Source organism: Kitasatospora sp. NPDC015121 (genome assembly GCF_055562955.1).
In genome coordinates this window covers 197,997-209,413 of record NZ_JBVHEH010000010.1, presented here as the reverse complement: position 1 = coordinate 209,413, position 11,417 = coordinate 197,997, and the positions used below count along the sequence as shown (strand labels likewise).

Genomic DNA, 11,417 nt, shown 5'->3' with positions numbered 1-11,417 from the left:
CGTGCCGGACTACTACGAGTACCGCCACCTGGTGGGTTTCGAGGAGACCAACCTGGTCGGCAACGTCTACTACGTCAACTACCTGCGCTGGCAGGGGCGCTGCCGGGAGATGTTCCTCCTGGAGAAGGCCCCCGAGGTGCTCGCGGACGTCCGCGCCGACCTCAAGCTGTTCACCCTCAAGGTGGACTGCGAGTTCTTCGCCGAGATCACCGCCTTCGACGAGCTGTCCATCCGGATGCGGCTGGCCGACCTCACCCAGACCCAGGTCGCCTTCACCTTCGACTACGTCCGGATCGCCCCGGACGGCGCCGAGTACCTGGTCGCGCGCGGGCAGCAGCGGGTCGCCTGCATGCGCGGCCCCAACACCGACACCCGCCCGACCAGGGTGCCCGAGCCGCTGCGGCTCGCCCTGGAGCCCTACGCCGTCCGCCCGGCGGCGCCCTCCCTGACCGGCACCACCACCGTGGGGTGATCGCGATGTCCTCCTTCCCGTCCGCCTCCGCACCGCTGCCCGGCGCGCTCGACCTGCCCCCGCTCCCGGCGGAGGCGCCCGAGTCCGACGTCCGCGACCCCCGGGCGCTGCGCGGGGTGCTGGGGCGCTTCGCCACCGGGGTGACCGTCCTGACCGCCGGGCGCGACACGCCGTGCGGCATGACCGCCAACTCCTTCACGTCCGTCTCGTTGGAACCGGCCCAGGTGCTGGTGTGCGTGGTGAAGTCGGCGGCGGTCCACGCGGCCGTGCTGGCCGAGGGGGCGTTCGCGGTCTCGGTGCTGGCCCGTGACCAGGAGTGGGTGGCGCGGCACTTCGCCGACCACCGGCGTCCGCGCGGGGCCAGGGAGTTCGAGGGGATCGGCCACACCCGCGGCCGCCACACCGGGGCGCCGGTGCTGGACCACGTCCAGGCGTGGCTGGAGTGCCGGCTCGCCGACGTCCACGAGGGGGGTGACCACACCATCTTCGTCGGCACCGTGCTGGGGGCGGGCCGCTCCGCCCGCCGGGACCCGCTGCTGTACCACGGCGGCGCCTTCGCCGGGCTGGCCGGACTGGCCGGCTGACGCCGCACCACCCGCACGCACCGCGCGCACCGCGCGCACGCACCGACACGACGCCCGGCCGGGGAGACCCCGGCCGGGCGTCCGGCGTTCCCGCACCGCGCACCACGCACCGCGGGCCCGGCGCCGCGGCGGGGGAACGCCGGAGGGCCCGGACCGCGGTCGGCGGTCCGGGCCCTCGGGCGGGCGGGTCAGTCGCGCGGGCGCACCGTCATCGGCAGGCCCCCCTTGACCCGCAGGGTCAGCATCGGCTCGGCCCGCACCCGGTGGCCGGGCGGCAGGGACAGCCGCAGCCGGCGCAGCAGGACGGCCAGCACCACGGTGGCCTCCAGCATCCCCAGGCTGCTGCCCACGCAGACCCGGGGCCCGGCGCCGAACGGCACGTAGGCGTAGCGGTGGCGGCCCGCCGAACGGCCCTTGGCGAAGCGCTCCGGGTCGAAGCGCTCCGGCCGGTCCCAGAACTCCGGGTGCCGGTGCAGGGTGTAGGGGCAGAGCACCACGTCGGCCCCGGCGGGCACCCGGAAGCCGCCGACCTCGTCCGCGGCGAGCGCCTTGCGGGGCAGCAGCCACACCGCCGGGTACAGCCGCATCACCTCCTGCAGGACCATCGAGGTGTAGGTGAGCCGGTGCACGTCCTCGAAGGTCGGCAGCCGGTCGCCGAGCACCTCGTCCACCTCGGCGCGGACCCGGTCGCCGACCTCCGGGTGCCGGTCGAGCAGGTACAGGGTCCAGCTGAGGGTGCTCGCGGTGGTGTCGTGGCCGGCCAGCAGCAGGGTGACCAGTTCGTCGCGCATCCGGGCCCGCCGCGCCACCGGGTCGCGCTCGTCGGCGGTGGCGTCGACGAGCCGGGACAGCACGTCGTCGCGGGTCCCGTCGGAGGCCGGCCGGCGCTCCCGCTCGCCGGCCAGCTCGCCGACGATCCGGTCCAGCTCGGCGCGGGCCCGGCGGAACCTGAGCTGGAGCGGCAGCGGCACCCAGGACGGCACCGAACTGAGGCTCATCATCTCGAAGATGGCCTGGTCCTGGACGATCTCGAACGCCTCGCCGATCGACTCGTAGGCGCCGAGGTCGGCGTCCAGCAGCGAGCGGCCGAGCACGCCCAGGGTGAGCGAGGTCATCTCCTGCCGGACGTCCACCGGGCCGGTGCCCGCCGTGCGGCGCAGCCGCTCGGCGAGCCGGACCGCCTCCTCGGCGATCGCCCCGGCCTGCCGGTTGACCCGGCGCGGCTGGAACACCGGCTGGATGACCTTGCGCTGGGCGCGCCACAGCTCGCCCTCGCTGGTCAGCAGGCCGTCGCCGAGGGCCCGCCGGGCGTGCACCAGGCCGATGCCCTTGTGGTAGTTGGCGTTGTTGTCGGTGAGCACCCGGCGGACGTGGTCGGGGTGGTTGAAGAAGTACAGCGTCTTCGGGCCGAGCGGCAGGCGCACCGCGTCGCCGTACGTGGCGGCCGCCCCGGTCATCACGGCCAGCCGGTCGGAGGCCATCCGGGCCAGCAGCACCGGGGTGGTGGCCCGGGACGGGCCGGGGGGCCGCCGGGACGCGCCGCCGCCGCCGACCGGCCGGACGGCGGCCTTCGCGGCGGGCCCGGTGGCCGGACCGGTGGCCGGGCCGGTGACGGGCGCGGCGGCCTCCGCGCCGGGTCCGGCGGCCGGGCCGGGTTCGGCGGCCGGTCCGGCGGTCACGAGCGGGCCCCGGCGGTGCCGCTGGCGATCCGTTCGGCGATCGCCAGCCGCCACACCTCGTAGGCCGGCAGCTCCCCGTCCACGACCGGTCGCGGCCGGGTCTGCGCGCAGACCGAGGCGGCCTGCTGCGGGGTGAGGCCGCAGAGGACCCCGGTGGCGGCCTCGGCGTGCTCGGTGAGCAGCCCGGACTCCACCCGGGCGGTGGCGGCGAAGGCCGCGCCCTGGGCGAGCCGGGGCCGGTGCGCCCCGGCCCGGTCGAGGAGCAGCCGCAGTTCGGCGTCGGTGGCCCCGGCGGCGTAGCAGGCGGCCAGGCCGACCCCGGCCCACAGGTCGGGGTGCCGGTCGGCCTGGAAGCCGTCGACCAGGTCGGCGACCACGGCCGGGTCGGTGCCGCCGATGAACCACAGGGCCCGGCCGACGCCCTGGTCGATGGCGTTGCCGGCGTAGCGCCGGGTCCCGTCGCCGGGCCAGGGGAAGTCGACCTCCCGGTGGTGCCCGTGCACGTACCGGGCGGTGCGGAAGTACGCCTGGTGGAAGCCGTAGCCGTCCAGGGCGAGCCAGCGCAGCAGCGGGTCGGCGGGCGCGATCGAGGCCCACCGGAAGCGGGGCAGCCGGGCCATCGCCCAGCCGACCCCGACGTGCACCATGTAGTCGTGCGGCGCGCCGTGGCCCGCCAGGAACTCCGCGACCCGGCCGGAGCCGGGCAGCGGCAGGCCGTCCAGCATGGCCAGGCCCATCGCCGCGCCCTCGTAGGCGAAGCCCCGGTAGCGCACCGGGATCCGCTCCAGCCGGTGGTGCGCCTCGTCCTGGTCGCGCGCCTCGACGGCGATCGCGTAGCCGTCCAGGAAGGTGCCGCCCACGGTCTCCAGGTTGGTCCGCGCGGCCTCGTCCTTGAGGTGGAAGCCCCTGGTCGACAACTTCGTCTCGTTGTGGCTCGGTGTCAACAGGCGTCGTCGGACCGCCCGCCAGCCTCCGCTCATCACTGCCTCCCGCCCGCCGCGCGCCCGGATGGCCGCAGCTCTCCGCTTACATGCTTGGGTGCCGCGCGGTGCGGGACTACTCCGACCGTGCCGATGCCGGGCAACACGGAAGTAGTCACCGGGCCGGGTCGATCCACGACACTCTGTCACGCCCCGCGCGCGACCCGCCCCTGACGCCTCCTCAGGGGCGGCCCTCTGTGAGCTGAGGAGACCCCACGTGACCGAGACCATCACGGGCCGGACGGTGAAGGCGCCGCCGCGCGCCACCTCGCTGTTCGTCAACGGCCTGTTCCCCCGCCGCCGCGGCCTGGTCGTCCTGCTGGGCCTACTGGGCGGCCTGCTGCTCGCCTACGCCTGGTCCTCGAAGCTGGCCGACGACGAGATCGGCTTCACCACCGCCAACCACCTGCTCGGCCACGACGCCAAGTCCACCCCGCTGAGCGGCATCGCCGCGGGCGTGCTGTTCGCCTTCGTCTCCGGCCTGGCCGGCTCGTTCACGGCCTGCAACGTGGCGGTGTTCGGCGCGGTCGGCCCGCTGGTCGGGCAGATGAACCTGACCCGCCGCCAGCGACTGGCCCACGCGCTGCGCCCGCTGGGCTGGCTGACGGTCGGCATGCTGCCGGTCTCCGCCGCCTACGGCGTGCTGGTCGGGCTGATGGGCACCCACATGCCGCAGTTCGCGACCAAGTCCACGCCGGGGATGATCTCGCCCCGGATCCTGCAGGCGATGATCGTGTTCGGCGTGATCGGCCTGGTGATGGTGGTGATCGGGCTGGCCGCGGCCGGGGTGCTGCCCGACCCGCTGGCCCGGGTGGCCCGCCGGTTCCCCAACGCCCCGCTGGTGCTGGTCGGGGCGCTGGTCGGCGGCTTCCTGATCGGCCGCCCCTACCCGCTGTTCCGCAACCTGTTCCGGCACGCGGCGCAGGAGCACAACCCCCTGTACGGGGCGGTGGCGTTCTCGCTCCAGTCGATCGGCAACATCCTGGTGATGGCGGTGCTGTTCCTGCTGCTGTCCTTCGCCTTCGGCCGGCCCGTGCAGCGCTGGCTGGCCACCAAGCCGGGCCGGGCGGCGACGCTGACCGCGACCGCGTTCCTGGTGGCGGGCGCGTTCACGGTGATCTACTGGGACGTCCGGCTGCTCGGCAACTTCGACTACATCTGGTGGCCGAAGGCCCCCTGGAACGCGTAGCGCGCACCCCCCCCGCGACGGGGGCGGGGCCCGCCCCCCCCCCCCGGGCGGGGCCCCCCCCCCGGCCCCCGCCCCCGGCCCCCCCCGGGGCCCGGGGCGCCGGGGGGCCCCCCGCCCCCCCCCCCCCCCGCGCCGCCCCCCCCCCCCCGGGGGGGGGGGGGGCCCCGGCCCCCCCCCGGGGGCCGGCCCCCGCCGCCGTTCCGCCGTCCCGGGCCGCCGCCGGGGCCCGGGGCCGAGGGGGTCAGACCGGCCGCAGCGCTCCCAGGGCCACCGACTCCCGGGCCCGGGCCGGGTCGTCCCCGGCGCCGAGGACCATGGCGCAGACCTGCGCCTCGAAGCAGGCGTCCGCGGTGAACGGCTCCACCAGGTAGCCGCCGAGGTCGAGGGTGACCAGGCCGTGCAGGGCGATCCAGAGCTGGTGGGCCACCAGCTCCGGGTCGGAGGGCAGGAAGCGCTCGGCGGCCACGCACCGCTTGACCGCCCGGACGAGGGCGTCCAGGGTGTAGCGGCCGTGCTGCCGGTCGGCGTCGGTGAGCGAGAAGCCGCTGAGGCTGGAGCCGCCGAACATCACGTTGTAGAGGTGCCGGTGCTCGCGGGCGTTGGCCCGGTACGCCCAGCCGAGCGCGACCACGTCGGCGACCGGGTCGTCGGTCTCCTCGACGGCCTCCAGGCGCCGGTTGAGCAGGGTGAAGCCCTCCCGGACCACGGCCCGGACCAGGTCGTCCATCCCGCCGAAGTGGGTGTACACCGCCATGGTCGAGGTGCCGACGGTGGCCGCCAGCTTGCGGGTGGAGAGCGCGGCCGGGCCCTCCTCGCTGAGCAGGCGGGCCGCCGCCTCGATCAGATGGGCGCCGAGATTCGGGTCGACCTTGCGTGGGCTCACCCTTGACAGTATGTCAGCCACCTGTGACCCTAATCAATGACGGCGTTATGTAACGGTGCTATCGACTGGAGGGGGCGACCATGCCCGGCATCACCGGCCACACCACGAGCCACCCGCACAGCACGACCCACCTGCTCGGATCCGGCTACCGGCCGGTGACCGAAGAGACCACGCACACCGACCTGACCGTCCGCGGCACCCTGCCGCCGGAACTCGACGGCACCTTCCTGCGGATCGGCCCCAACGCCCGCGGCGAGCACGACCCCGCCGTCCAGCACGCCTTCGCCGGCGCCGGCATGGCGCACGGACTGCGCCTCGGCGGCGGCCGCGCCCACTGGTACCGCAACCGCTGGCTGCGCGACGGCGCCACCAGCCGCGCCCTCGGCGAACTGCCCACCCCCGGGCCGCGCGGCGGCCTCGACGGCGACGTCAACGCCAACCTGGTCCACCACGCCGGCCGCACCCTGGCCGTCACCGACGGCGCCACCCTGCCCCTCGTCCTCGACCCCGAACTGCGCACCCTCGCCCGCACCGACTTCGACGGCACCCTGCCCGGCGGACTCTGCGCCCACCCGCTCACCGACCCGGTCACCGGCGAACTGCACGCCGTCGCCGTCGACCCGGCCGGGGACCGCGCCCTGCTGCTCACCGTCGACGTCGGGGGACGGGTCCGCGAGACGCTGCCCGTACCGGTCAAGGGCCGCCCCTGGATGCACGCCTTCGCGCTCACCGAGCGCCACGCCGTCCTGTTCGACCTGCCGGTCGCCCACGACCCCGCCGAGGCCCGGGCCGGCTCGCCCGCGCCCTACAGCTGGCAGCCCGACCGCGACGCCCGGATCGGCATCGTCCCGCGCGGCCGCCCGGGGGCCGCCGCGCTGTGGCTGGACGTCCCGCCCTGCTTCGTCTTCCACCCCGTCAACGCCTTCGAGGACGCCGACGGCCGGATCACCGTCGACGTGATCCGGCACGAGCGGGCCTTCGACCGCGACCGGCTGCACCCCAGCGAGTCCGCCCCCGCCCTGTGGCGCTGGACCCTCGACCCGCGCGAGGGCGCCGTGGTCGAGCGGCGGCTCGACGGCCGGGTGCAGGAGTTCCCGCGGATCGACGAGCGCCGCACCGGACTGCCCTACCGCTACGCCTTCACCGTCGAACTCGCCCCCGGCCTCGGCGCGGCCCTGTGCGGCCCCGCGCTGCTGCGCCACGACCTCGCCACCGGCCGCACCGACCGGCACGCCTTCGCCGACGGCCGGCAGGGCGGCGAGGCGGTCTTCGTGCCGCGCGACGCGCTGGCCCCGGAAGGGGACGGCTGGCTGCTGACCCTGGTGCACGACCCCGCCACCGACCTCGGCGAACTGGTCGTGGTGGACACCGCCGACTTCACCGGGCCGCCGGTCGCCACCGTGCCGCTGCCGGTGCGGGTGCCGCACGGCTTCCACGCCCAGTGGGTGCCGTCGCGCTGGTGAGCGCCGCCCCCGGGGGCGGCGCGGCGCCGCCGCCGGGCCCGGGCTCCGGGCGCAGCGCGGTGGTGGCGCCCACCAGCAGGACCCGGCCGAAGAACGCCGCCAGCGCCGGGTCGGGCAGGCCGGTCGCCGCCGCCACCGTCCGCCACAGCGCCCCCCAGTGCCGGGCCGCCGCCGCCCGGATCACCGGGTCGGAGGCCGCCGCCGCGTGCAACTGCCACTGGAAGGCGAAGGGGCTCCCGGTGCCGACCATCCGCCGCCAGGCCCGTTCCCCGGCGCGCAGCGCGGCCGCGCCCCGGGCGTCCTCGGCCGCGGCCGTGAACGCCCGGGCGGCCTCGCGGGTCGCCAGGTCGGCGGCGGCCAGGAACACCTCGCGCTTGGTGGCGAACAGCCGGAACAGGTAGGGCTGCGACACCCCGGCCCGGTCCGCGATCTCCGTCGTCGTGGCGGCGTGGAAGCCCCGCCGGGCGAACACCCCGACCGCCACCCGCACCACCGTCTCCCGCCGCTGGTCCGCTGTCATCCGCACGGCGCTCACCTCCCGCGCCGAGCGTCACCCGCCGACCGGCGTTCCGGCTTCTCCCAGAATGCCGGGCCGGGCCGGCGGCCTCGTCGAACACGGGAGTTCGAGGGCGAACCGCATTTCCCGGGCAATCCGCGAGAAGTGCGCGCCCAACGCCCGGCGATACGGTGCGGGGAAATTCGACCGCACCGACCGGGGAGCAGCGCATGACCGCCTCAGAAACCTTCGACGACATCGTGGTCGGGGCGGGCACCGCGGGAGCGGTCGTCGCGGCCCGGCTCAGCGAGGACGGCTCCCGGCGGGTGGCCCTCGTCGAGGCCGGCCCGCACTACGCCACCCGCGAGCGGACCCCCGCCGACCTGCTGAACGGCAACGCGATGTCGCTGGCCCAGCACGGCTGGGGCCTGTCCGCGCAGCTCACCGCCGACCGCCGCACCGCCTTCCCGCAGGGCAAGGTCACCGGCGGCTCCTCCGCCGTCGGCAACACGGTGATGATCCGCGCCACCCCCGCCGACCTCGACGAATGGGCCGCCCTCGGCAACCCGGCCTGGAGCTGGGACGAGTCGCTGCCCCGGCTGCGCGCCCTGGAGGACGACCTCGACTTCGGCGCCGAGCCGCACCACGGCACCGGCGGCCCGATCCCGGTGCGCCGCTGGCGCCCCGACGAACTCACCGCCGTGCAGCGCCTGTTCCTCGACGGCTGCCTGGAGGCGGGCCACCCCTACGTCGCCGACCACAACCACCCGCTGTCCACCGGCGTCGGCCCGATCCCGTCCAACCGCCGCGACGCCCGCGAACGCGTCTCCACCGCCATGGCCTACCTGTGGCCCGCCGCCGACCGCCCGAACCTGACCGTCGTCCCCGACACCCTGGTCGACCGGGTGCTGGTCGAGGACGGCGCCGCCCGCGGCGTGCGGATCCTGGAGGGCGGCACCGAACGCGTCCTGACGGCCCGCCGGGTCGTGCTCGCGGCGGGGGCGATCGGCTCCCCGACCGTCCTGCTGCGCTCCGGCGTCGGCCCCGCCGCGCACCTCGCGGAGCTCGGCGTCCCCGTCCGGGTCGACCTGCCCGGCGTCGGCGGGGGCCTGGTCGACCAGCCGCGGATCGGCGTCTTCCTGACCCCCCGGCCCGGCGCGGCCGACGAGCGCGCCTCCACCGGCCAGATCGTGCTGCGCACCACCGCCCCGGCCGAGGCCGCGGGCACCGGCGCGGAGCGCTTCAACGACATGTACTACGCGATGGTCAACCACTTCAACCTGGCCCACCACTTCCCGCGGCTGCGCGCCGACGCCGGCACCGACGGCGTGTTCGGCATCATGGCGGTGGTCCGCCGCCCGCACTCCCGCGGCCGGGTCACCCTGACCTCCGCCGACCCGCGCACCGCCCCGCGCGTCGACCTCGGCTACCTCACCGACCCGCGCGACCACCGGCTGTTCGCCGAAGCGGTGCGCACCTGCTGGCAGTTGGCGAACTCGGCCGGGATCGGCGCGCACGCCGAACGGGTGGTGGCCCTGGACGAGAAGGCCGTCCACGACGAGGAACGGCTGCGAGAGTACGTCGAGACCACCGTCGACACCGCCTTCAACCCGGCCGGCACCCTGCGGATGGGGCCGGCCGACGACCCGGACGCGGTGGTCGACCAGTTCGGGGCCGTCCGCGGCGTCAGCGGCCTGCACGTCGCGGACGCCTCGGTGATGCCGTCCATGGTGTGCGCCAACATCGCGCTGACCACCGTGCTGATCGGGGAGCGGGTCGCCGAGGCGCTCCGGTCCGCCTGACCCCGGACCGGGGAGCGGAAAGCGGGAAGCGCAGCACGGAAAGCACGCCGGGCATTCTCGGAGTAATCCCGGGACGGCCGCGGCGGGACAATTCTCACGCCACCGGAAAACACCTGCCCGCCCTCTCGGTGCGGCCTTTCGGAAAGGAACGGACATGGCAGTGGAAAACGCGGCGACCGGGAGCATCGAGGGAGTCGACCCCGAGGTCCCGCACGTCTCCCGGGTGTTCGACCTGATGCTGGGCGGCACCGCCAACTTCCCGGCCGACCGGGCCGCGGCCGAGTACGCCTTCGCGTCCTGGCCCGGCGGCGACGTCCGGGTCGACATCCAGGCGGCGCGCGGCGCGCTGGTCCGGATCGTCCGCCACCTGGTCGCCGAGGCGGGCGTCCGGCAGTTCCTCGACATCGGCACCGGCCTGCCCACGATGGACAACACCCACCAGGTGGCGCGCGCCGTCGTCCCCGACGCCCGCACCGTGTACGTCGACAAGGACCCGGTGGTGGTCGCGCACGCCCGCCACCTGCTCGCCGGCCTGCCCGAGGACGAGGTCCGCTACCTGCACGCCGACATGAAGGACCTCGACCGCATCCTCGACGAGGCCCGGACCGTCCTCGACTTCGACCAGCCGATCGGCGTGATCCTCTTCGGCATCCTGCACTTCTTCCCCGACGACCAGGGCCCCGCCGAGCTGATGAAGCGCATCGTGGACGCCGTCCCGTCCGGCAGCCACGTCGCCTTCTCCCAGTTCGCCCGGGTCGGCGAGGACGCCGCGATGGACGAGGCCTTCGAACTGCTCAACCAGCAGTGGGGCGAGTCGGTGGTGCGCCGGACCAAGCAGGAGACCGCCGACCTGTACTTCGCCGGCCTGGAGCCGGTCGAGCCCGGCGTCGTCGAACTGCCGGACTGGCGGCCCGAGCCCGGCGAGGCCGGGCCCCGCCCGATGCCGATGTGGTGCGGCCTGGCCCGCAAGGCCTGACCCGCCCGCCCCGCTCCACCCGCCCGCCCCGCTCCACCGGCACGAGCCGCGCCCCGACCGCCCAGGCGGCCGGGGCGCGGCTCGTCGCGCGCCCGCTACCTGGCCGGCTCCCGCTCCGCGCCGAACACGCCCGCCAGCACCCGGTCGGTCAGCCGCTCCTCGCGCGCATCGCTCTGCCCCTCCGGCAGCGCGACCGCCTCCAGCCGGGTCGAACTGGTCACCCGGCCCGCCTGCAGCACCTCGATCCGGTAGCTGAAGGCCAGCCGCTGCGGATCGGCCAGGTCGGCGCGCAGCACCACCGCCTCGACAGTCGCCCCGACCGGGAACAGCGGGCTCTCGAACCGGGTGGAGAGCTCGGTCAGCAGGTAGCTGTAGCGCCACTCCGGCCGGCGCGCCGCGTAGTAGCGCTCGCTCACCGTCAGGAACACCTGCCGGGCCGCCTCCACCGCCACCATGCCCTGCACGTGCCGGGTGCCCTGGTGGTCCAGCACCAGCTCGTTGTCGTTGTGCAGCCGCAGGTCGGCCCGGAACACGTCCTCCCCGACCTGCCGGACGTCCGCGAGCAGCACGTTCTGCGGCACCCGCTTGTGCACCTCCCGCACCTCCGGCAGCACGCCCTCCGCGTGCGGCTCCACCCGCACCCGGCCGGACGCCGACCGGTCGACCGCACCGAGCACCAGCGCGAGGTCGTGCTCGTCCACGCCCTGGCCGACCCGCAGCACCACCGGCCCGCCCGGGCCGTCGTAGCGGCCCGCGCGGACCGCGGCCAGGAAGGCGCCCACGGTGGTGACGCGGTCGTGCGCCGCGAACGGCGCGAAGCGGTCGCCCACCAGGACGAGGGTGCGGGAGTCGGAGCCGTCGTTCATCGTCGGGACGTTCCTTCCGGTCGGGTG

11 protein-coding genes are annotated in these 11,417 nt (G+C 75.7%); 6 read left to right on the top strand and 5 right to left on the bottom strand.

The window, feature by feature from the left end:
* Position 1 precedes the first annotated feature (1 nt).
* Both ACZ3J7_RS17115 and ACZ3J7_RS17110 read left to right on the top strand, forming a co-directional pair.
* Complete coding sequence (locus ACZ3J7_RS17115) at positions 2-472, top strand: acyl-CoA thioesterase (RefSeq protein ID WP_465621623.1); 471 nt, start codon at positions 2-4, stop codon at positions 470-472.
* Between the two features lie 5 nt (positions 473-477).
* Positions 478-1,056: a flavin reductase family protein gene (locus tag ACZ3J7_RS17110; RefSeq protein ID WP_465621490.1), complete on the top strand. Its 579-nt coding sequence runs from the start codon at positions 478-480 to the stop codon at positions 1,054-1,056.
* A 188-nt stretch (positions 1,057-1,244) separates the two neighbouring features.
* Here the strand turns inward: ACZ3J7_RS17110 and ACZ3J7_RS17105 are convergent, their stop codons facing one another.
* Positions 1,245-2,537: a cytochrome P450 gene (locus tag ACZ3J7_RS17105; RefSeq protein WP_465621621.1), complete on the bottom strand. Its 1,293-nt coding sequence runs from the start codon at positions 2,535-2,537 to the stop codon at positions 1,245-1,247.
* Positions 2,538-2,731: 194 nt separating this feature from the next.
* Positions 2,732-3,715: a DUF1702 family protein gene (locus ACZ3J7_RS17100; protein WP_465621488.1), complete on the bottom strand. Its 984-nt coding sequence runs from the start codon at positions 3,713-3,715 to the stop codon at positions 2,732-2,734.
* A 217-nt stretch (positions 3,716-3,932) separates the two neighbouring features.
* Between ACZ3J7_RS17100 and ACZ3J7_RS17095 the strand changes: the two genes are divergently transcribed.
* Positions 3,933-4,904 carry a hypothetical protein gene (locus ACZ3J7_RS17095; RefSeq protein ID WP_465621486.1) on the top strand — a complete coding sequence of 324 codons (972 nt, stop codon included), beginning with the start codon at positions 3,933-3,935 and terminating at the stop codon, positions 4,902-4,904.
* A gap of 241 nt (positions 4,905-5,145) precedes the next feature.
* Here ACZ3J7_RS17095 and ACZ3J7_RS17090 read toward each other — a convergent pair whose 3' ends face one another.
* Positions 5,146-5,787 (bottom strand): TetR/AcrR family transcriptional regulator, encoded by a 642-nt coding sequence (locus ACZ3J7_RS17090; protein WP_465621485.1) that lies wholly within the window; start codon positions 5,785-5,787, stop codon positions 5,146-5,148.
* A gap of 80 nt (positions 5,788-5,867) precedes the next feature.
* On the opposite strand from ACZ3J7_RS17090, the gene ACZ3J7_RS17085 reads away from it, so the two are divergent.
* Entirely contained in the window at positions 5,868-7,250 is a 1,383-nt protein-coding gene (locus tag ACZ3J7_RS17085) for a carotenoid oxygenase family protein (protein ID WP_465621483.1), read from the top strand.
* On the opposite strand, the gene ACZ3J7_RS17080 is transcribed toward ACZ3J7_RS17085, so the two are convergent.
* A complete protein-coding gene (locus tag ACZ3J7_RS17080) occupies positions 7,165-7,770 on the bottom strand; it encodes a TetR/AcrR family transcriptional regulator (protein WP_465621619.1) in 606 nt (201 codons plus the stop codon). The two genes, ACZ3J7_RS17085 and ACZ3J7_RS17080, sit on opposite strands and share 86 nt — an antisense overlap.
* A 206-nt stretch (positions 7,771-7,976) precedes the next feature.
* Here ACZ3J7_RS17080 and ACZ3J7_RS17075 point away from each other — a divergent pair, with 206 nt between their 5' ends.
* Both ACZ3J7_RS17075 and ACZ3J7_RS17070 read left to right on the top strand, forming a co-directional pair.
* Positions 7,977-9,548: a GMC family oxidoreductase gene (locus tag ACZ3J7_RS17075; protein WP_465621481.1), complete on the top strand. Its 1,572-nt coding sequence runs from the start codon at positions 7,977-7,979 to the stop codon at positions 9,546-9,548.
* 154 nt (positions 9,549-9,702) lie between these two features.
* The gene (locus ACZ3J7_RS17070; RefSeq protein ID WP_465621479.1) at positions 9,703-10,524 is read left to right on the top strand and encodes an SAM-dependent methyltransferase; all 822 of its coding nucleotides are present in this window, start codon (positions 9,703-9,705) and stop codon (positions 10,522-10,524) included.
* A gap of 95 nt (positions 10,525-10,619) precedes the next feature.
* On the opposite strand, the gene ACZ3J7_RS17065 is transcribed toward ACZ3J7_RS17070, so the two are convergent.
* Positions 10,620-11,390, bottom strand: a complete 771-nt coding sequence (locus ACZ3J7_RS17065) for an AfsA-related hotdog domain-containing protein (RefSeq protein WP_465621477.1) — start codon at positions 11,388-11,390, stop codon at positions 10,620-10,622.
* Positions 11,391-11,417 lie beyond the last annotated feature (27 nt).

Excerpts from the sequence above, each read along its gene's own strand:
- ACZ3J7_RS17065 (WP_465621477.1), bottom strand. The coding sequence starts at position 11,390 with ATGAACGACGGCTCCGACTCCCGCACCCTCGTCCTGGTGGGCGACCGC.
- ACZ3J7_RS17070 (WP_465621479.1), top strand. The coding sequence starts at position 9,703 with ATGGCAGTGGAAAACGCGGCGACCGGGAGCATCGAGGGAGTCGACCCC.
- ACZ3J7_RS17075 (WP_465621481.1), top strand. The coding sequence starts at position 7,977 with ATGACCGCCTCAGAAACCTTCGACGACATCGTGGTCGGGGCGGGCACC.
- ACZ3J7_RS17085 (WP_465621483.1), top strand. The coding sequence starts at position 5,868 with ATGCCCGGCATCACCGGCCACACCACGAGCCACCCGCACAGCACGACC.
- ACZ3J7_RS17110 (WP_465621490.1), top strand. The coding sequence starts at position 478 with ATGTCCTCCTTCCCGTCCGCCTCCGCACCGCTGCCCGGCGCGCTCGAC.
- ACZ3J7_RS17100 (WP_465621488.1), bottom strand. The coding sequence starts at position 3,715 with ATGAGCGGAGGCTGGCGGGCGGTCCGACGACGCCTGTTGACACCGAGC.
- ACZ3J7_RS17105 (WP_465621621.1), bottom strand. The coding sequence starts at position 2,537 with ATGGCCTCCGACCGGCTGGCCGTGATGACCGGGGCGGCCGCCACGTAC.
- ACZ3J7_RS17080 (WP_465621619.1), bottom strand. The coding sequence starts at position 7,770 with ATGACAGCGGACCAGCGGCGGGAGACGGTGGTGCGGGTGGCGGTCGGG.